The organism is Acinetobacter sp. ACZLY 512, from assembly GCF_023614015.1.
Taxonomy (GTDB): domain Bacteria; phylum Pseudomonadota; class Gammaproteobacteria; order Pseudomonadales; family Moraxellaceae; genus Acinetobacter; species Acinetobacter soli.
This window is the reverse complement of sequence record NZ_JAKIVI010000014.1, coordinates 71,704-92,929: the sequence shown is the minus strand read 5'-3', so window position 1 is coordinate 92,929 and position 21,226 is coordinate 71,704. Positions and strand designations below refer to the sequence as shown.

The window sequence follows — 21,226 nt, the reverse complement described above, 5'->3', positions numbered from 1 at the left end:
GTCCCTGTATGCGTTGTAAATACACCTGACTGTTCAGGGCGGGATCTGAGAAGGTCACGTGCAAGGCGCGTTGCTGTGTGCCTAATCCCAAGCGTTCTAATACGCCAAATAAATTAATCGACATTGTTATTATCAGTAAAACTCATACTTATGTTGAATTTTACGCAGATTTAATGTGATTTTCTATACAGATTTGTATATCTATTTAATTCACTCAATATTTGGTTTATTCTAAATTTTGAAACCCAGAATCAAGCCACATACATGCTTTCCCAGAAATCATGCCAGATATCCAGAAATTCATGGGTTATAGCGTTTAGTTCATCCGTGCGGGATGTATCTAGCGCTTGTGTTAATAACATCCAAATATCATCTTCATGATTATCGTCATTTGCAAGACTATGACCACAGCCCACTACCCCATGACACTCATAGTAACCAGATGAAAATTTCGGATCAAATTTCGCTACATTAATAGAAAGCACTTCACTATAAACAATGACCTGCTGTTCGGTAATCGCCAAGATTAGTAACAAGGCTTGATAATCATGAAAATGTGACGCGATATAATCGCTTACTCGATGTGCCTGTGAAACAGTCTGCGCAAGGTCATTTGTATCTAAAGACAATGCTTCTAGAAGCTGTAAAAAATAGGTAAGGTGTGCTTTGCTAGGCGAACTCAATGCCAAATCTAGTGTATTAAATCCTAATTCATCAATCAGGTTTAAAGACAATAAATAACGAGCATAAACTTTTGCTTTCACTCGCATATCAGTTTTAATATTTTGGTTTTTTCCAAAGTATGCGCATCAAAAATGAGCATACTCAATGCATCTGTAAATATTTTTACGATTGCAACAAAGTAGTTTAAATGAATTGTTTTTAAATGATGAAGGCTAAGCGTAGAACTTTGCAGCTGATTTAATATGGGATGTTGGAATAATGCATGCTGTTCAACGCTTTGTTTAAGCAATTGAATCTGTGCTTGATGAAGGTTCCATTGATCTAATGTTAGGGAGTTTTTGATGAAATTTAATGCTTTAGTGCGTGCATTTTCTGATTGGGTGAATGAAAACTTGTTCATCGTCAAGTGTCTATTCTATACACAGAAACACCTGTGTGTTAAAGATATTTTGAAAGATTAATCTACATAAATATAACATTTATTCAAAGTTTATTTATGAAACTTTATATTAATTTTACAGATCAATTGTTCTTCGATCAGTACAAAATCTTATTAAACTTTGCCAAAAGCCCTACTTATAAATATTTCTTGATTCTGTTAGACTTTATTCAGATTTTACTATGCTCTTTCAAGTGTAGACTTAAACGGATTTTTCATCATTTCATTTCCCATGAAAAAAACCTCGAAATTGCATTTTTTGAGTACATACATGTCTTTGGCAGGAACCTCTAAACATGTCGAAAAAAGATGACATTATTAATACCGCCTTGCGTCTTTTTAATTCCCATAGCTATAACTCAGTCGGGATTGATCGGATCATTCTTGAGTCTGGTGTTGCAAAAATGACTTTCTACAAATACTTTCCTTCTAAGGCAAAGTTAATTGAAGAATGTTTGAATCAACGTAATCAAAATTTGCAAGCTTCTCTGAATGCAACGATCAATGGTTGTGATGATAACGATCCTCTAAGTAAAATCAGAGCAATCTATCTTTGGTATTCGGCATGGTTCGAAACCGAAGATTTTAATGGCTGTATGTTTCAAAAAGCCGTGGAGGAGATTTTTAAGATCTATCCTTCTACGATCAAACCTGCAACTGAGTACAAAGAATGGCTGACTGAACTCATCACGACCCTACTCACTGAACTGGACATACAAAACCCAGGACAACTCGCGAATCTACTCATCAATATTTTAGATGGCATGACCATGCAAGCCTTAATTGAGCGCAATTCGGTTAAAATTGAGGAATACTGGTCACGCGTACAGCGCTTGATTAAATTTGAGCAAACCTGCGCTTAAAAAATTTAGCGTGAGTATTATTCTTTTTATATCTCACGCCTGCGTCTGAAGTTTCCCAATTAACCACCAAAATAATCATTAGCAGCCAACCGATTTGTGTAAATTTAAATTTACACTTATTATTATTCTCTTATACAGACTTGTCTGTTTTTTGTATTGTAACGTAAAAAAAGGTCAGGATGTTGAATTTTACTCATTGTTTTGATGAATAAAATTCAGTTTTTTATAAGATTTATTCATATTATCAATTCTTACACGCTATTTAACCAGAAATATATCTATCATACTTTGCTTTCATTTATAATGTTTCTCAGAAAAAATGTGGGTGATTGAATGAACCAAAGACTCCAAATTGAAACCATGCGAGATGCTGCCGATGATGTCGTGACAATTTTGAAGTCTCTTGCAAATACAGATCGGCTCCTGATTTTATGCCATTTGGCAAATTCAGAACTTAACGTGTCTCAAATTGAAGAATGCACCAATATTTTACAGCCTACGCTTTCGCAGCAATTAATGATGCTGCGTAAGAGCGGTACGGTGAACACTAGACGCGATGGTAAACAAATTTTTTATTCAATAAAGGATGAAAAAATGATCAATTTACTATCTACGTTGTATCAACTTTACTGTCCTCAATAAGTATTTTTTCTTTTAAATCGCTTAAAAAATATCATAACGCCTGAAAACCCATCATTTTTTTAAAAAACATTTAGGATTTTTTTTAGTTATGTATAAAATAGCAGCCTTATTTTCTTCTGGCCGATAAAGCTTGTAGGCTGCGCTTTATGTTTTCTAAATTTTTTCGCTTGAGTCTTGTGACCAAGATTTTTATTGCCATAATCTTGGGATTCCTTGTTGCGTTTCTATTTCCAGACGTTACGCCTTTTTTGAGTATATTTGGTGAAATTTTCATCAAGGCTTTGAAAGCTGTAGCACCTATTCTAGTATTTATTTTAGTAATTGCTTCAATCACCAATTTTGAGACTGGGCAAAGTGCTAAAAATATTAAACCGATTATTGCACTTTATGTGATAAGCATGCTGTTGGCCGCAGTTTCAGCAGTCATTGCCGATTTACTTTTCCCAACGAAATTGATACTTGCATCACATGGTGATCAAGCATTTCAACCACCGGGTAGTTTATCAGATATCTTAAAAAACCTGATGCTCAGCTTTGTTGCTAATCCAGTGGTTGCTTTGAGTGAAGCTAACTTTATTGGTATTTTAGCTTGGGCAGTTATTTTGGGTACAGCGTTTCGTCATAGTAGTCAAACCACCAAAACATTTTTACAAGATTCTGCCGACGCGATTGGTAAAGTGATTCATTTGGTCATTAGCTTTGCACCACTGGGTATTTTTGGTCTTGTTGCAGTGACTTTTGCCAACTCAGGTATGGAAACACTAAAAAGCTACTCGCATTTATTGGCTGTTTTACTCGGAGCGATGTTCTTTGTCGCACTGGTAGTGAATCCTTTCCTTGTGGCATGTGTCACCAAGCGCAATCCGTATCCATTGGTATTTAAATGCTTACGCGAAAGTGGAATTACTGCTTTTTTCACAAGAAGCTCAGCCGCAAATATTCCGGTCAATTTGGATCTTGCACGACGCTGTGGTGTCGATGAATCGACGACCAATGTCGTTGTTCCACTTGGTTCGACCATTAACATGTGTGGTGCAGCAATTACCATTACGGTACTCACACTTGCAACAGTGAATACTTTAGGTATTCATGTTGATATTTGGACCATGATGATTTTATGCGTTGTAGCGAGTATTTCAGCATGTGGTGCGTCGGGTGTGGCAGGTGGTTCCCTACTGTTAGTACCAGTCGCATGTAGCTTATTTGGTATATCTTCAGATATTGCAATGCAAGTCGTTGCAATCGGTATGGTTATTAGCGTACTTCAAGATTCAACTGAAACGGCCTTGAATTCATCTACAGATGTGTTGTTTGTTATTGCAGTTGATCAGGCTTCAAAATCATAATACATTCAAATTGTTGATTTGTATTTGATGTTTTTTTATGCCACTTCAAAGTTTACCGAACTGGATTCAATGTATTGTCTTTGTGCTGGCACTCAATGCCGGCACAATTAACGTATTGGCACTTATTACAGTCATTCATCAATCTGTCTCACATATGACAGGCAATATCAGCATGCTTGCGATTGATCTCGTAAAATGGCAGCCGCATACCATGCTGTATTTGTTTTTGATTGTTATTAGCTTTCTGATGGGTTCGTTTTGTAGTGGTTTTATTCTAGGTAATACCCCATTATCATTTCATCGTCGTTATGGTTTAACTTTAAATTTAGTGGCCTTATTATTGGTATTAACTTGGCTGACGGTCAGATACGATCCTCATCTTGGTCTGCTCTGGTCGTCGATGGCTATGGGTGTTCAAAACGCCATGATGAGTCATTATAAAGGGGCAATTATACGCACTACACATCTGTCTGGAGTACTCACTGATCTAGGTTTATCAATGGGCTACAAAGCAAAAGGCCTACCCGCAGATAGACGTCGTGTAATCTTGCATCTTTTAATCGTACTCGGATTTTTTCTTGGTGGCGTCATTGCTACAATAGCCTATTCGCATTGGCTCATGAATACTTTCTTGCTACCAGCACTACTTACGGTATTGCTCAGCGCAGTTTATTGGTTTTTGAGCTATGAACATTTAAAACGACACAGTTAAATTTTGGATTGTCATTATGGTAAAAAATGCGCTTCAAGCTCAGCTTTTAAAAGCAGGTTTGGTCGATAACAAAAAAGCGAACAAACTCACCAAGCAGGCAAAGCATGAGCATCGAACTGGTCAAAGTAATGAAGCAGAACTGAAAGCCAATATTGAACGAGCTCAGCTTGAAAAATTACAAAAAGACCAGAGTTTAAATCAAGAGAAACAGAAGGTACTTGAACAAAAAGCGTTGCTTGCTTCGATTGTACAAATGATCAAACAACATAAAATCAAAGATACATCAGGAGATGTGGCTTATCAGTTTATTGATCAGAACAAGATTAAAAAAGTGTATGTTTCACAGCAAGTTTATAATGCATTGGTTTCTGGTTCATTGGTCATTGCAAAAGATCAAGACAGTTATGCATACTTACCCAAACCATTGGCAGATAAAATTGATCAGAAAATGGAAGGCTTTATCTTGGTAAATCATTCACAGAAAAATGATCAGGCTACAGATGAAGAAGATCCATATGCAGATTATGTGATTCCTGATGATTTGATGTGGTAAGAAATTGAAGTAAATTTAACCGCATGTATTGGGCATGTATGGTTTTATTAATAAAACGTACAAAAAAAGTAGCAATACGAACATCTTAAATATCAAGCCTTTACACTATACTCTTTCACTAAGCATGGGTGTAGAGGTTTGAATTTTTTACAATATATAAGAGAAATACAAAACTGGATCGGCCAATATCCATGGCTTGAGATGCTGTGTTCGATTGCTATCCTGATTTTTTTTGCCGTTTTGGCAAACTTTATAGCAAAACAAATTGTGGTACGGGGCGTTCGTAAAGCAATTAGTAAGCTAAAGTTTATTAACCAGTCCCTTTTTGCCCAGCATAGCGTGATTAGACGCATTTCAAATATTGTTCCCGCTATCGTGATTATGAACGGGATCAGTAGTGTTCCTCACTTGTCCAGTAAAATGATTACTTTAGTACAAATGGGTGCACAGGCATTTATCTTTTTAACCATTGCGCTTGCGATTAGTGAATTTTTAAATATTTTCAATCTGGCTTATCAGCGTAATCCTAATTCTAAAAATAAACCCATTAAAGGCTATTTGCAGCTGATCAAACTCATGATCTTCATTGTCTGTGCTTTAATGGTTTTGGGAACTTTCTTGAAAAAAGATGTGTTCACCTTACTGGCCGGCTTTGGTGCCATGGCAACGGTGCTCATGTTGGTTTTTCAAAATACGATTTTGTCATTGGTCGCGAGTGTACAAATCTCATCTTATGACATGGTACGTATTGGTGACTGGATTGAGATGCCTTCACTCAATGCGGATGGCGATGTCATTGATATGTCATTACATACGGTGACCGTACAAAACTTCGATAAGACCTTTACAACAATTCCTACCAATAAGCTCATCACAGATACCTTTAAAAACTGGCGCGGTATGAGTGAATCTGGCTGTCGTCGCATTAAACGCTCGTTGTTTATCGATCAAAGCAGTATTCACTTTATGTCGGAAAAAGAACAAGACAAACTCAAAAGCTTTATTTTACTGAATCAATATCTTGATCTAAAAAAATCTGAAATTACATCATTTAATGAGCAACTGAGTAATCAATCAGTGTATAACCAGCGGCGTTTAACTAACTTAGGTACGTTTCGCGCATATATTGAATTTTATCTGAAGCAACACAGTGGAATTGCACAGAATCAATCTTTAATCGTGCGTCAGCTTCAACCGACTAGTAAAGGGATTCCACTTGAGATTTATGCGTTTACCAACACAACCGCATGGAATGCTTATGAAGCCATTCAATCTGATATTTTTGATCACTTACTGGCTATTACACCTGAATTTGGCTTGAAAATTTATCAGGCACCTTCAGGTACCGATATGAAATCTCTTGCGCACGCTGTAAACGACGCGGTGTAATAGCTGTCTACTCGATGAATTAAGATGGTTGTGCACCTTGTGTGGGCAACCATTTTACAAAACCAAGCCCCAATAAAACCAATAAACCAGCACATAAAAAAATCACTGGCGCAGTTAACGTCTGCCAAAAGTGACCTGCCAATAAACTACCAGAAGCCACCCCCAAGCCCCACATGGTGCTGTACAGTGCTTGCCCCCGACCTTGCTGACCTGCGGTAAAATGACTAAAAACCAACCGCATTGCCAGCAAATGAAATAAACCAAAACTAAAGGCATGCATCGTCTGGGCGAGCAATTGCCCCCAAAAATGCTCGACCATATATCCAGCAAGTATCCACCGAATACTGGTCATGATAAGACACACCGATACCAAAATGCGCATTGAATAACACGCCAATAATGTGTGTGCATAGGCAAACATGATAATTTCTGATAACACGCCTATGGCCCACAAAGTACCAATTTGTGTGGTGCTATACCCTGCTTCTTTTAAAAAATTACTGTAAAAACTATAAAATGGCGCGTGTGAGAACAGCATAATAAATTCGATAGCAAAAAAAGCCATGACACTAGGTCGCTTTAAAATTGGCCATAACGGTTCTAGTTGTCGCTGGGCTGTTGGTGCCTTTGTTGGTTCTTTAATTTGAAATGACCAGATAAACGCAAGAAAGGAAATACAGAGTAGTAAAATTGGCAGCATTGAAACGGGAATAATTTCTAATAATGCCCCTATACCAAATACGCTGCTAATGAACCCGACAGATCCCCATTTTCGAATTTTACCGTATAGTTCGGCGCGCTTGTCTCCTAGCCAAAATAAAGTAACGCCTTCGAACTGCGCTAAGATTGCATTTTGAAAAAAACTGAAAATCAGCATGAGTAAGGCAATCGATTGAAGACTTTTTGAAATTAAAAAAATCGTAAACCAAATACATGCTTCCATCCAAGTTGCGATTCGTACCAATAACATTCGTTTGCCCGTTTTATCTGCTACCCATCCCCAAATGAACGGTGCAAAAAAACGTGTGATGATCGCGATTGAAGATAGAATTCCAATTTCTTGATAATTGAAGCCCTGATCTTGAAGATACAAGCTCCAATACGGCATGAATGTACCCACTATGGCGTAATAGAAAAAATAAAATCCGCCAAGTTTGGTTTGTATTGTGAGTGCTTGCATGTGATTGCTTTATCTTGCGTTTTTACAAGATCAATCATAGCAAAAGTTGATATATTTGTACTGGCTGAAATCAAATCCATTTGAAACGTTACTGGTATTGTTTCTCGGATCTACTCAAATCAATATCATGAATCTGAGCTAGAGTGTTTCTAGCCCAGATTTTTATTTCATTTAAAATAGTATGACGCTTAAATCAACTTATTTCTTTTTGACTATAAAGCTGCTTACAACAGCTTTACGAACGATCTGATCAAATTCTACTTTTGAAAAACCTGATCTATTTTTATCTTTTGAATTCCCGGTGAACATATCGAATAGTTTCATTTTTAAGTCTGCCAATACGTTTGCTTATCTTTAATTTATCGACAACCTATGTATATATCCATGTGAGTTCTAATTTTATATTGTTCATTAAGTAACCAAAAAACACTTCTACAGTAATCAAAGTTTTCACATTGTACAGATTGGATTTAGATGACCAAATTTTTTAACACGCGATAACAAAGCAAACATACCTATATTTAAGAAGCTTGATTTCATCACATTGATAGGTTCTTTTTTTACCAGGTCATGATCTTTCGGAATTGTCTTTCACGCTTTAGTAAGCCCAATACTTTTTTACGGGCTTTGATTTCTTCTTCTGTATACGGCAGTAGTTCAATCAATTCCGATAGTGCAAGATCTGCATGTTCAATCAGGAAACCGTCTTGCTCGATCGTCCATTGTCGTATTACTGGAACAGCTTTCATATTTTTACGAAGTCGCGTCATATTTGATCGGGCTCAAATCTATTATAAATAAAGCCCAATTTTTGATTGGGCTTTATTTATAATATTAAGTGTCTTCTATTTCAATAGGATCACCGTCTTCAGGTCGTTGATGACGTTCTCCATCATCTGCGGGATCGACACTTGAACCATCTTTGGTAATGGTATTGTACAATTCATCTTCTTTTTTGTCGTCTAAGTACTCTTCATCCTCAAAATCGTGAGGTTCACTGTCGTCATCAAAATCAAGAGGCTTTTCTTCATCGATCATATTAAGTCTTCCTTATCATGTTGTTGGTTATAATGAGTATGCTTTCACTGAATCACTATTAAATATCGGTTCAGTTGGATGCTCAGATTTTTCTTTGAATACTCATTAACTAAACCGAGTACTCAATACGTGTATCTGGGTGATAAAATTTGCCTTCAGCATCTACTTCTACTTGATGTCCATCAATAAAGATCAATTTCACAGCATGAACCATATGTGAAGAACCATGGTCTAATTCTGGCTCTGATCGTGCTGAGGCGCACAGTGCAGCAACTTCGCGCTCATTACCATGTTGATCTTTGACAGTTATTATTTTTTCAGAAAGACTCATTTTGTCTTGATCCTTATAAGGTTTGAGAACATTTGAGCCTTGTTTATAGCATAGAGAATTCGAGCTATACCCAAAATACTGCAAAGAGACTGTCAATCTACAACCCATTCATATACAACTGTAATTTTAGATCAACATAAGTTACGCAACTGCTAATAAAGTGTCAGTCTATGTATCTAAAAAGCGAAAAATAGGTGCTGTAACCCTATTTAGCCACTCTTAAACCTAGATCGCGACCAGCTCCTTAATTCCTTTTTCAGACATTTCATCTCCACGTCCAGACGCAATAATTTGTCCACGTGCCATCACGGTATACGTATCGGCTAACTCTTCAGCAAAATCATAAAACTGCTCGACCAGAATAATTCCCATATCGCCCTTTTGTGTCAGGTGTTGAATTACTTTGGCGATGTCTTTAATAATTGACGGCTGAATTCCCTCTGTTGGCTCATCCAAAATCAAGATACGAGGTTCAGATGCCAATGCTCTTGCAATTGCCAGTTGCTGCTGTTGCCCACCAGAGAGATCTCCACCACGGCGATATTTCATCTCCTCTAAAACTGGAAACAGCTCGTATAAAGAGTTTGGCACCATTTTAGTTTTAGCACCTGAAAATTTAGCCATTCCAATAAGGATATTTTCTTCAACGGTGAGCGTCGAAAATATATCTCGCCCTTGCGGAACATATGCAAGGCCAGCTCGTACACGCTGTTCGGGCGACAGTTTTGAGATATCCTTACCATCTAAAATAATCTGCCCAGATTTAATCGGCAGTAATCCCATCAGGCATTTTAACAAGGTAGTTTTGCCCACTCCATTTCGCCCTAGCACAACACTGCAATGTCCACACGCTGCACTCAATGAAACATCGCGCAAAATATGGCTGCCACCATAAAACTGATTGATTTGTTGAATATTGAGCATGTGTCTATCCTATCGACCTAGATATTTTTCAATAACGTCTTCATTGGCTTGTACCTCTGCCAATGTTCCTTCTGCTAAAATAGCGCCTTGAGCCAGTACGGTCACTTTTTCACTGATCGTATCGATAAAACTCATATCATGTTCCACCACAATCAAGGTATGTTGCTTTTTAAGCTCCAAACAAAGCTCCGCAGTACGCTCAGTTTCTGCATCGGTCATACCCGCAACGGGTTCATCTAATAAAATCAGTTTTGGCTGCTGCATCAGCAGCATTCCAATTTCAAGCCACTGCTTCTGACCGTGTGAAAGTAATCCCGCAGTTTTATGGCGAAAGTCCTTTAATCGAATTTGTTCGAGTGTTTGCTCCAAAGCCACTTGAGTTTCAGAGGACAATTTTGCGAAAAAACTCCGTTTTACAGTTTTATCTTTCGGTGCTGCCAACAGTAAATTTTCCATCACGCTAAAATTTTCAAATACTGTCGGTTTTTGAAATTTACGGCCGATTCCAGCCTCAGCAATTTGCTCCGTGGTCATTTTGGCTAAATTATAGTTTTGACCGAAAAATGCAGTACCTTGAGTAGGACGAGTTTTGCCAGTAATGACATCCATCAGTGTTGTTTTTCCCGCACCATTTGGGCCAATAATGCAGCGTAGCTCGCCTTCATTGATGTATAAAGACAGATCATTTAAAGCTCTAAAGGAATCAAACCAGACACTGACATTTTCAAGATAGAGCGCAATACCATGACTAAAATCTGCACCCTGAACCTTAGTCCTGCCGTATCCTTCACCATATTGTCCGCCATGCGGTGGTGTTTCGAATTGCACTTCGCTCATTTAATTTTTCTCCTTTTTAAAGCGGTCAAACAACCCCACCACACCTTTTGGCAGAAATAAGGTCACCACAATAAATAAACCACCCAAAATAAGTAACCAATACTCTGGAGCAGCCACGGTAAAGTATGTTTTAACTGCATTAATCAGCCCTGCTCCCAATATTGGTCCAATTAGCGTTCCACGCCCGCCTGCAGCCACCCAAACGGCCATTTCAATGGAGTTGACAGGGTTCATTTCGCTCGGGTTAATAATCCCAGCCTGTGGGACGTAAAGCGCGCCTGCTATTCCAGCGATTACAGCCGACAACACCCATGCCGAAAGTTTGTACCAAAGCGTACGATAGCCTAAATATTGCAAGCGGTTTTCGCTGTCCCGAATTGCACCCAACACGCGCCCATAAGGACGATTCATCAAGCTACGTAAGCCAATAAAACACAACATGAGTATAAATGCAGTCACGCAACACAAACTGGCACGTGTAGGTGCTGAAGTAATGTCGAAACCTAAGATCGTTTTGAATCCAGTAAAGCCATTATTACCGCCAAAGCCCGTTTCATTTCGAAAAAACAATAATGCTGCAGCAAAGGTCATGGCCTGAGTAATGATTGAAAAATATACCCCTTTAATTTTTGAGCGAAATGCAAAAAATCCAAATACAAACGCAATCACACCAGGGACTAAAACCACCAATAGCAGCGCCCAGATAAAATGCTCGGTGCCCAACCAAAACCATGGCAAATCATTCCAGCTTAAAAAACGCATGAAATCGGGCAATCCATCACCAGCCGACTCACGCATAAGGTACATGCCAAAAGCATAACCGCCCAGTGCAAAGTAAAGACCGTGCCCCAAACTTAAAATTCCGGCATAGCCCCAAACAAGGTCGAGTGCAAGTGCCACCAGTGCCAAACACATAATTTTGCCAATCAGTGTGACCCAGTACGCAGACAAATAAAAAGCAGAATCAACAGGTGCCAGATGCAACCAAGGTAGAACTAAAAGCACCACAAAACAAAGTACGATGAGTACGGCGCTCAAGGGTTTGTCTGCAAACAATAAAGTGAATTTCATGTGCGTCTTACTCCACAAACCGGCCTTTGATGGCAAATAACCCTTGTGGACGTTTTTGAATAAACAAAATCACAAGCACCAAAAGAATAATTTTTGCAAGTACAGCACCGAGTCCAATTTCAAGTATCGTGCCACTTACCCCTAATCCAAGCGCAGCCAGTACGGCGCCCCAAACCTGCCCCACACCACCCACTACCACCACCAAAAATGCATCGATAATGTAATTTTGTCCTAAATCTGGCCCCACATTTCCAACCTGCGCCAAGGCACAGCCTGCCAAACCTGCAAGCCCAGAGCCTAAGCCAAATGCAAGCATATCAATGCGTGCAGAACGTATGCCGACTGCACGAGCCATTTGACGATTTTGAGTCACTGCGCGTACAAACAATCCAAAACGAGTTTTGTTGAGTAGCACAAGCAGAATCAATAAAATCGCAACGGTAAAAGCAATGATGGCCATTCGGTTATACGGCAACATCAAACTCGGTGTGAGTGCTATTCCGCCGCTTAACCATGCAATATTGGATACTTCGACATTTTGTGCTCCAAATACCATGCGTACCAGTTGCATCAAAATTAGACTTACCCCAAATGTAGCCAGCAAAGTTTCAAGCTGTCTTCCGTATAAGGGCCGAATAATAGTTCGTTCAATCAGCATGCCAATTAATGCACTGATCAAAAATGCCGCTGGTATTGCAGCGATTAAGTACCAATCGACCCAAGCAGCCAAATGCGCTTTAAATAGACTCTGGATCACGTAGGTGGTATAGGCACCGATCATGATCAGCTCACCATGCGCCATATTGATCACACCAAGTAAGCCATAAGTAATGGCCAGACCTAGCGCCGCAAGCAATAAAATGCTGGCCGTGCTTATACCTGAAAAAAGATGACCAGACCACTCACTGATCTGTAAACGTGTTTTGATTTGGTTTCTGGCATCTTGTAATGCCGCTGTGAGTTCAGGATGAATTTGAGCAAGGCTCAGCTCATGTTCAACCAAAGCCAGAACATCTGGTCGGTTGGAGGCTGAGAGGGTTTTAATGGCTGCTATTTTAGTGAATACATCTGAGCTGTTGTAATCTAGACGTGCCTTAAGCTGTGCAAGTCGCGCTTTTACCTTATTGTTGTTTTCTTTTAAATATAATTGTTTGATAAAACCACTGTCTAGCTCTGCAATATTGTTTTCTAGTATATCTACTGCCTGTAAGCGTTGAGTGGCATCTTCAGAATTAAGCTTGGCTTTGGCCTGCCCAAACGTCAGTGCTTTTCTTAAAGTATTCACCAGTGTGACTTGAGATAAATCTGAAGGCCATGTGGTGATGACTTTTTCATCGGGATAGCTCAAGAGCGTTTGTTCATCTTTAAGTAGATAGGTATTACCTGAACTATCGGTATAAAGTTGATTGTCGTCGATATAACCAACAAGTTTGTCCAGTGATTCTAGACTGGCAGGCCACTGATTAAGCATCGTCCGACGAGCTGTAAAATCTGACCGAACAAAAGTTTGTATCGCATCATCGTGCACTACAGCCGCCGTGTGGGAGAGTGATGTCTGTGGCTGACTGCTATTTTCAGTTGCCCACACAGATACACAACAAAGCTGTATGAAAAGCATCATCATCGCCCAGCGCCGAATATGGTTAAACATAGTAAACCCTTGCTATGTGAATATTTTTTAAGCTTGACTGAGGTTGGCCTGTATCAATGCGTACAGGCCCTCGTTGATTTGTTATTTTGGAATGTACGGGCTCCACGGCTCCGCACGAATCGTGGTTGGTGTTTTATAGACCACATCAAATTGGCCATCAGCACGAATTTGACCAATCATGACTGGCTTTTGTAAATGATGATTGGTTTCATCCATTTTTAAGGTATATCCAGACGGTGCTGCAAACGTCTGGCCAGCCATGGCTGTACGGACTTTATCCACATCGGTTGAGCCTGCTTTTTCGACTGCCTGTTTCCACATATTAATCCCCACATAGGTGGCTTCCATTGGGTCATTGGTGACCACTTTTGAGGCATTCGGCAGTTTATACTCCACTGCATACTGTTTGAATTTATTGATAAAGTCGGTGTTTTTTGGATTCTTAACCGACATGAAGTAATTCCAAGCCGCTAAGTGACCCACCAGCGGTTTGGTATCGATACCGCGTAACTCTTCTTCACCCACAGAAAAAGCCATTACTGGAATATCGGATGCTTTAATGCCTTGGTTACCCAACTCACGATAAAAAGGCACATTGGAGTCACCATTGATGGTTGAAATCACCGCGGTCTTTTTACCCGCAGCAAATTTTTTGATATTTCCCACAATGGTTTGATAGTTGTTATGACCAAACGGCGTGTACTCTTCCATAATGTCGGCATCTGCAACGCCTTTCGATTTCAAAAATGCGCGAAGAATTTTATTGGTCGTACGTGGGTACACATAATCTGTACCCAGCAACACAAAGCGCTGCGCCTTGCCACCCTCTTCACTCATCAAATACTCCACCGCAGGAATCGTTTGCTGGTTCGGTGCAGCGCCCGTGTAGAATATATTTTTAGACTGTTCCTGACCTTCATATTGAACAGGATAAAACAATAAACCGTTGAGTTCCTCCACCACAGGTAAAACAGATTTGCGCGAAACCGATGTCCAGCATCCAAAAATGACCGCTACTTTGTCTTGAGTAATCAACTGACGTGCTTTTTCTGCAAAAAGCGGCCAGTCTGACGCAGGATCAACCACAACTGGCTCAAGCTTTTTACCTAATACTCCACCTTTCGCATTGATCTCATTGATGGTCATCAAGGCCGTGTCTTTAAGCGAAGTTTCTGAAATGGCCATAGTGCCAGATAAGGAATGTAAAATACCGACTTTAATGGTGTCTGAACTTTTGCTGGCTGGTGCAGACGTGGCCTGCGTTTCCGTGGCTGCCGTTTTGTCTGATGATTTTGAGCATCCTGTGAGTGATAATCCCCCCATTACCGCTGCAATACACAATGAAATGGACATCATTCTTTGCTGTAACATGACTTCTTCTCCAATTTGATCATCTTTAAATTAAAATAATTTTTTTGCGATGAAATATCATTCAAAGAGCATGCCAAAAAATAATTTTTAAGCTTTATATTTTAAATATTAAATCTTTAATTCAAATAATTTTATTTAAAATCAAAATCTTAAATAATAATTATTAATTTTATAATAAATTATCTTCTTACCAACTTAATAATAGGGAAATAAAAAAATAAAATACAAATCTTAGATTATAATGTATTATAAAAATTTGTCTCTACGTCATTTTACGTATAAATCTTCCATTTTCGTCATTTGACTGATCAAGAATAGAAAAAGGTTGAGTTCACTTCCAACTGAACTCAACCCTGTTTTTAAAAACCCACCCCAAAATGACACATGCCGAATAAAAAAAGCACCGAAATGATGAAGATGTGCTCTTGATTTAAAATTTCACATTAAGTGAAAGTTGAGCCGTTCGTGGTGCACCTAAAAATAAATAGTCATCGCCCATAAATCCACCTACATCACGCCAGTATTGCTTATTGAACAGATTATCAATGGTCAGTCTGAGTGTAGAGTCATAACCACTGACTTTAAAGGCATAAGCTGCACCAAGATCAAACACACTATAACCGCCAACTTTTACAGTTCCAGACTTATTGGCATATTTACTGGCGCTATATTGCATACCCGCCAAGAGTCGTAGACCGTCTATTTGCGCGACGTCATAAGACACATGCGTTGCAAAACGCAGTTTGGGTATATTTTGAATTTGATGCCCTTCGTAAGCATCAACTTCACTTCCTTCCCAACGAGACTTCATCAATGCCAAACTTGAGCTCAGTTCAATTTGTGATGAAAGCTTGCCCGTCAATCCGAATTCGATTCCTTGAGAACGCTGATCACCTTTTTCGATAAATATGAGATTGCCGTCATCAGTAGGTGCAACAAACTGATTATTCTGCTTTAAATCAAAAAGTGCCAAGCTGAGCAAAGCGTTGTTGTACTGCTGTTTGAAGCCCAGCTCATATTGTCGCGACTGAACAGGTGCCAAGACCTGATTGGCATTGCTTGTATACCATGGTGCTGTTCCACCGTCCGCTAAACCTTTCGCATAAGAAAGATAAACTGTTGTATTTTCAAGTGGTCGATAACTTAATGCCATTTGTGGTAAAAATTTTTGAATGTCTGTATGACGATTTTCCGTACCGTCACTGTCATACGCTTTTTCATTTAAATCGATCCATTTTCCACCCAGTAATACTGTCCATTGTGGATCAAGCTCCATTCGATCTGTAAATGCCACAGAAAGCTGCTTACTTTCGAGTGGCTTATATCGATTTCCTAAATCAAATGTAGCGGGTTCAAAATCGGTGGTGTCTTGATAAATATTCCCTGTTCCAACGGGTGTATTAATACCAACATAACGTTTTTGATTTTTTTCTACAGCAGCCAGTTCAAAATTCAAATGATGATGTACAGTTCCCGTTTCAATTTGGCCCTTTAAACTCGATTTGAGTTGTGTGGTCATACGTACATCGTCTGGGCTACGGTAATCGTAAAGATCGTAGTTTCCATCGGCATCAAAGGTATTTTCAATCGGTTTCAAACCTTTATAGGAACCATATGGAAAGGCAATATAATCGTCAATTTTGACATGGCTATAACTCGCACCGATGCTCGCAGCCCAGTCTGAGTTAATTTGATAGCGATACGTCAGGCTGGTGTTCAGCGCAACGTTGGTGACTGGCTTACTCCAGCTTTGATAACCCAGCAATCTGCTCCAAGCCACATCAGTCGGAACTGTTGAGCCGTCGAGTAATTGGTATCCCGGAACTGAACGTTGTTTTTGGCGTTGTGATTCAATATCAAACTGAAGCTGTGATTGATCATCAATCTGCCAATCGAGTGCGAGTGAGCCGAACACACGTTGACCGTTAGCATGCTCGACATAAGGATGAATCTGTTCTTCGGCAAGATTTACGCGATAACCTAAGGTTTGCGCTTTGCCTAAAAAGCCACCGACATCTAGCCCGATAGATGTTCCTCCCTCACTGTTGGCACCCACAGTAACTGAACGAATATCCTCTGGACGCTTTGTAACATAATTGACGACGCCACCGGGTGTCGACATGCCACTTTGAATGGCCGAAATGCCTTTTAGAATTTCTACTCGATCCTTATTTTCAAGTGCAATGTTTTGTTCACCACGAACCACATAGCCATTGAGCAGATAGCTTGAACCTAAAGCCAGCGCAAAACCACGCGAAACAAAATTCGGATAGTAACCGATTGCAGCGTAGCCATCTCCCAAAGCAGCATCATTCTTAATCACATCGGTCATTACTTTGGCTTGCTGATCCTCTAAGCGTGCTGAACTCACGACAGATACAGAAGCTGGAATATCTTTTAACTGCGTTGTACCAAAACCTTCCAGATTAATATTTTGACGCAAATAACTAGAATCTTGCTGATCGGCACTTAACACAATGGTTTCGAGCTGCTTAGATTGAGTTTCGGCAAAACTAAGTGTGCTTAAAGTACCAATACCTGTACCTAAGATCATTTTTAAACAACGAAAAAGAAATGTGGTGGGAAACATCTGGGCGTTTATCATAAATGATCCTGAATACTCAAAACTCAATGTAACTTTGCGTAAGTAAAAATATGTGCAGAGTATATAGGAGTCATGTCCAGATCAAACGCATTGTTTGCTTTATTTGTTGAGTAAAATACAGAATTAAAAGCTTAAAATTTGAAAAAAATCAAAAATTGATTTAAACAATAACTTAGTCAGTTTCTATTACACATGTAGCAAATCATTAGGATTAAAAAAAATGGCCTCATGGAATATCCACTCCGTTGTAGACGGCTTGCAAAAAGCACGGCACGACTGGCGTGAAAGTCAACATCGCACCAAAGAGATGGGAGATCGCGAACTGCCATCTAAAGAGGTTCTTCGGGTCGTGGTTAATGACTTATGCGGCATTTTATTTCCGATGCGACTTGGACCTGCAGAACTTCGCCAAGAAACCGAAAATTACTATATTGCTTATACGCTTGACCGCGTATTAAACGAGCTTTTTATACAAGTGCGCATGGCCTTGCATTATGAGGCAAAGCTGCACCCGAGTACTGTCGATCCAGACATCGATACATATGCCAAAACTATAGTCCAAGATTTTGCCAATGCGCTGCCAGATATCCGCCGTTTACTTGATGAAGACGTGCTCGCGGCTTTTGAGGGCGATCCGGCTGCTCACAGTGTCGATGAGGTACTGATTTGTTATCCGGGATTATTGGCGATTATCTATCATCGCCTTTCACATCAGCTGTATAAGCATGTGCCGCTGGTGTCTAGAATTATTTCTGAACTGGCGCATTCTGCAACAGGTATCGATATTCATCCGGGTGCCCAAATTGGTAAAGGTTTCTTTATCGATCATGGAACCGGCGTTGTGATTGGAGAAACCTGTATTATTGGTGAGCGTGTACGTATTTATCAGGCAGTAACACTGGGTGCAAAACGATTTGAGCTTACCGATGATGGTGGCCTGAAAAAAGATTATGCGCGTCATCCGATTGTAGAAGATGAAGTGGTAATTTATGCAGGTGCCACGATTTTAGGCCGAATTATCATTGGTAAAGGATCTACGATTGGCGGAAATGTATGGCTGACGCACAGCGTGCCTGCGGGAAGCCAAATTTTGCAATCGCCATCTGAATCTTGTAAAAAAGTACCTTAAGGTTATTACCCTCATCATAAATCCACTTCAGAGTATCGTTAAAATATTGAGGAGGTGGATTTATATCTTTTTTATTTAATAATCAAATTCTCTATATTTTAATGACGTCGCGTACCAAAACCGACATAAAAATATTTTTTGTTAAACGTGCAGTGCCATGAGCAATAAAATCGTCAGACATCATTTCGATTTGCTGTAAACTTTCATAATAGATTTGCTCATCGAAGGCAATTTGATCTGAACTACTGCTTTCAACTTTTGAAGAAATCCATTCTTGCTCGAGTATCAATTTTAATCTAGCTAAAAAATCTGTTCGTGTTGAAGCATTATTGACGTGATACAGTATTCGTTCTTGCTCATCTGAACCGATCGAAAAAATCATCTCATACACTTTCATTTTTTATTAGACATAGTTTTACAAAATAAAAAAACCTGTAACCGGGAATGCAAAACCATTACAGGGTTCCCACAATGGAAATCAATTTTGTTAAATGTATCACATTTTTTAATATTTACACCAATTAATTATCTTTTTTTATTTAATTTAAATTTCATAATTTATGTTAAAAATTTAGGCTAGCTTAAGTTATCTCATCTTCTATTTTCACTAAAATAAACAGAAATAAGCACCAAGAATCAATTACTCTTTGTTATCGCATGGATGAATAGAGAAATTGCCTCTTACAATTACTTTGACTAAAATTTGTTGTATGATGTCTTATCTTTAAATTGTTATGATCTTATGAAATCTTTAAAAATTACCTGCACAGAAAAATACGTGTTACTTGATCAAGCATTCGAGTTCGATTTTCCAGTGGATTATACCGAGTTTGAGCAGCTCAATCAGGAGCAGTTTGCGACACAAGTATTCGATCAAGATGTACTCATTATCAGTGATTTAGATATTAATGAAACTATTTTAAAAAATAACCCGAATTTAAAACTGGTGGCATTATGTTCAACCGGATTCAATCATGTCAACATGCCTTTATTACGACAACATGGTATTCAGGTATGTAATATTCGAGGCTATGCAGGCGATGCTGTAGCAGAACATGCATTTACCTTTATGATTTATCTGATTAAAAATTTTGGCCAACAGCTTCAAGGTATATTAGAGGACAAATGGTCGACAGGAGATAGTTCGTTTCATTTGGCTGCCCCAATGCGCGAACTTAAAGGTAAAACGCTCACAATTATTGGCAAAGGTGAAATTGGTTTATCTCTTGCTCAAAAAGCTGAGGCTTTTGGAATGCATGTTCAGTTTAGTGAGCGTAAAGGTGCAACAACGTGTCGTGAAGGCTATGTTCCTTTTGAAACAGCCATTCAAACCGCAGATATTGTGTCTCTACACTGCGAACTCAACCAACAGACTCATCATTTAATTGACGCTTCTGTATTGAAGATGATGAAACCCAACAGTTTACTGATTAATGTAGGACGTGGTGGTTTGGTCGATGCCAACGCCATTGTTGCAGCGATTGAATCTGGAGAATTGGCGGGCTATGCAGCTGATGTATTGGATCAAGAGCCACCACCAGTTGATCATCCCCTATTAAATTTACACAAGCAGCATGCCAATGTATTGATTACAGGACATATTGCTTGGGGAACCGACGAAGCACAGCAGCGGTTATTTTTAACCATCCAAGACAATATTAATAAAAATATGCAAGGTATTGAGCAAAATCTAGTTTAAGCCTTGAGGTCGGGATTGTTCAAATTCAATCACGACCTTAATTTTGATTATTGTTTGAATTTCTTAATACTTTTAGACAAATGTGCACGCATCATTTGACGAGCAAGTAACCCATCTTGGTCCACAATTGCATTATAAATATTCACGTGGTCATGATGTACAGACTTAAGATAGTCCTCACGATTTTCCGGGCTCTTTTCAATTGAATTGAGTCGAGCACGCGGAATGATTTTTTCACCCAGATACTTTAAAAAATCGACAAAATATTGATTACTTGATGCTTCTGCAATTGCAATATGAAAGTCATAATCTGCCTTGACCGTTCCATCGTTTGCTGTTGACGAAATATGAGATTCAAAATCTTCAAGCGCTGCTTTCATTTTGGCAATATGAATATCTGAACGGCGCTCGGATGCCAAAAATACCGCTTCCGACTCTAAGCTAATTCGAAGCTCAAGTAATGCCACAATGTCATTGATGGTTTCTAGGCTAGCGTTGGACAACAAAAAATTTTGTTCTGCGATCTGTTCTTTTACAAATGTACCAATTCCATGACGGGTTTCGACATATCCTAACGAGCGAAGTTCTGTGATCGTCTCTCGAATCACGGAGCGACTGACTTCAAATGTCTCGATCAGCTCGAGTTCAGTTGGAATTTTTTCTCCAACTTTAAATTCTCCAGACTGAATTTTTGCAATAAGTTGTTCTACAATAATCTGGCTTAGTTTTTTTGCTGATCTAGGTTTGATTGCGCTAGACATA

At 39.2% G+C, this 21,226-nt stretch carries 20 protein-coding genes and 1 pseudogene; 8 read left to right on the top strand and 13 right to left on the bottom strand.

The genetic code is table 11. The annotated features are described in order from the left end of the window. Positions 1 to 251 precede the first annotated feature (251 nt). Positions 252 to 1,084: pseudogene (locus L2096_RS16170) on the bottom strand (hypothetical protein). A 335-nt stretch (positions 1,085 to 1,419) separates the two neighbouring features. On the opposite strand from L2096_RS16170, the gene L2096_RS14170 reads away from it, so the two are divergent. The 6 genes from L2096_RS14170 (at position 1,420) to L2096_RS14145 (ending at position 6,628) form a co-directional block, all read left to right on the top strand. After that, positions 1,420 to 1,986 (top strand): TetR/AcrR family transcriptional regulator, encoded by a 567-nt coding sequence (locus tag L2096_RS14170; protein ID WP_004937582.1) that lies wholly within the window; start codon positions 1,420 to 1,422, stop codon positions 1,984 to 1,986. A gap of 333 nt (positions 1,987 to 2,319) precedes the next feature. After that, positions 2,320 to 2,628 (top strand): ArsR/SmtB family transcription factor, encoded by a 309-nt coding sequence (locus L2096_RS14165; RefSeq protein ID WP_076032473.1) that lies wholly within the window; start codon positions 2,320 to 2,322, stop codon positions 2,626 to 2,628. Between the two features lie 146 nt (positions 2,629 to 2,774). Beyond that, positions 2,775 to 3,974, top strand: a complete 1,200-nt coding sequence (sstT, locus tag L2096_RS14160; protein ID WP_151746973.1) for a serine/threonine transporter SstT — start codon at positions 2,775 to 2,777, stop codon at positions 3,972 to 3,974. Between the two features lie 37 nt (positions 3,975 to 4,011). After that, complete coding sequence (locus L2096_RS14155; protein ID WP_151746972.1) at positions 4,012 to 4,686, top strand: YoaK family protein; 675 nt, start codon at positions 4,012 to 4,014, stop codon at positions 4,684 to 4,686. A 16-nt stretch (positions 4,687 to 4,702) separates the two neighbouring features. Continuing rightward, on the top strand, positions 4,703 to 5,239 hold the full coding sequence (locus tag L2096_RS14150) for a DUF2058 domain-containing protein (RefSeq protein ID WP_025094607.1): 537 nt from the start codon (positions 4,703 to 4,705) through the stop codon (positions 5,237 to 5,239). Positions 5,240 to 5,377: 138 nt separating this feature from the next. Then, on the top strand, positions 5,378 to 6,628 hold the full coding sequence (locus tag L2096_RS14145) for a mechanosensitive ion channel family protein (protein WP_250365685.1): 1,251 nt from the start codon (positions 5,378 to 5,380) through the stop codon (positions 6,626 to 6,628). Between the two features lie 19 nt (positions 6,629 to 6,647). Here L2096_RS14145 and L2096_RS14140 read toward each other — a convergent pair whose 3' ends face one another. The 10 genes from L2096_RS14140 to L2096_RS14095 form a co-directional block, all read right to left on the bottom strand. After that, positions 6,648 to 7,808, bottom strand: coding sequence for an MFS transporter (locus tag L2096_RS14140; protein WP_250365684.1), 1,161 nt, complete (start codon positions 7,806 to 7,808; stop codon positions 6,648 to 6,650). A gap of 560 nt (positions 7,809 to 8,368) precedes the next feature. Next, the gene (locus L2096_RS14135; RefSeq protein WP_250365683.1) at positions 8,369 to 8,578 is read right to left on the bottom strand and encodes an acyl-CoA thioesterase; all 210 of its coding nucleotides are present in this window, start codon (positions 8,576 to 8,578) and stop codon (positions 8,369 to 8,371) included. 64 nt (positions 8,579 to 8,642) lie between these two features. Next, positions 8,643 to 8,846 carry a hypothetical protein gene (locus L2096_RS14130; protein WP_004937599.1) on the bottom strand — a complete coding sequence of 68 codons (204 nt, stop codon included), beginning with the start codon at positions 8,844 to 8,846 and terminating at the stop codon, positions 8,643 to 8,645. A gap of 109 nt (positions 8,847 to 8,955) precedes the next feature. Further along, entirely contained in the window at positions 8,956 to 9,177 is a 222-nt protein-coding gene (locus tag L2096_RS14125) for a hypothetical protein (RefSeq protein WP_004937601.1), read from the bottom strand. Between the two features lie 225 nt (positions 9,178 to 9,402). Further along, positions 9,403 to 10,101 (bottom strand): urea ABC transporter ATP-binding subunit UrtE, encoded by a 699-nt coding sequence (urtE, locus tag L2096_RS14120; RefSeq protein ID WP_250365682.1) that lies wholly within the window; start codon positions 10,099 to 10,101, stop codon positions 9,403 to 9,405. Positions 10,102 to 10,110: 9 nt separating this feature from the next. Next, a complete protein-coding gene (gene urtD, locus L2096_RS14115) occupies positions 10,111 to 10,938 on the bottom strand; it encodes an urea ABC transporter ATP-binding protein UrtD (protein ID WP_004937605.1) in 828 nt (275 codons plus the stop codon). After that, on the bottom strand, positions 10,939 to 12,009 hold the full coding sequence (gene urtC, locus L2096_RS14110; RefSeq protein WP_076032467.1) for an urea ABC transporter permease subunit UrtC: 1,071 nt from the start codon (positions 12,007 to 12,009) through the stop codon (positions 10,939 to 10,941). Positions 12,010 to 12,016: 7 nt separating this feature from the next. Next, on the bottom strand, positions 12,017 to 13,633 hold the full coding sequence (gene urtB, locus L2096_RS14105; protein ID WP_394661280.1) for an urea ABC transporter permease subunit UrtB: 1,617 nt from the start codon (positions 13,631 to 13,633) through the stop codon (positions 12,017 to 12,019). A 108-nt stretch (positions 13,634 to 13,741) separates the two neighbouring features. Next, a complete protein-coding gene (urtA, locus tag L2096_RS14100) occupies positions 13,742 to 15,031 on the bottom strand; it encodes an urea ABC transporter substrate-binding protein (protein ID WP_250365680.1) in 1,290 nt (429 codons plus the stop codon). A 430-nt stretch (positions 15,032 to 15,461) separates the two neighbouring features. After that, a complete protein-coding gene (locus tag L2096_RS14095) occupies positions 15,462 to 17,636 on the bottom strand; it encodes a TonB-dependent siderophore receptor (RefSeq protein ID WP_250365679.1) in 2,175 nt (724 codons plus the stop codon). A 220-nt stretch (positions 17,637 to 17,856) separates the two neighbouring features. Between L2096_RS14095 and epsC the strand changes: the two genes are divergently transcribed. After that, entirely contained in the window at positions 17,857 to 18,765 is a 909-nt protein-coding gene (gene epsC, locus L2096_RS14090; protein WP_250365678.1) for a serine O-acetyltransferase EpsC, read from the top strand. Between the two features lie 91 nt (positions 18,766 to 18,856). On the opposite strand, the gene L2096_RS14085 is transcribed toward epsC, so the two are convergent. Beyond that, a complete protein-coding gene (locus L2096_RS14085) occupies positions 18,857 to 19,147 on the bottom strand; it encodes a hypothetical protein (RefSeq protein WP_250365677.1) in 291 nt (96 codons plus the stop codon). A gap of 360 nt (positions 19,148 to 19,507) precedes the next feature. Here L2096_RS14085 and L2096_RS14080 point away from each other — a divergent pair, with 360 nt between their 5' ends. Next, positions 19,508 to 20,464, top strand: a complete 957-nt coding sequence (locus L2096_RS14080; RefSeq protein ID WP_250365676.1) for an NAD(P)-dependent oxidoreductase — start codon at positions 19,508 to 19,510, stop codon at positions 20,462 to 20,464. Positions 20,465 to 20,511: 47 nt separating this feature from the next. Here the strand turns inward: L2096_RS14080 and L2096_RS14075 are convergent, their stop codons facing one another. Continuing rightward, complete coding sequence (locus L2096_RS14075) at positions 20,512 to 21,225, bottom strand: FadR/GntR family transcriptional regulator (RefSeq protein ID WP_025094619.1); 714 nt, start codon at positions 21,223 to 21,225, stop codon at positions 20,512 to 20,514. Position 21,226: the final 1 nt, after the last annotated feature.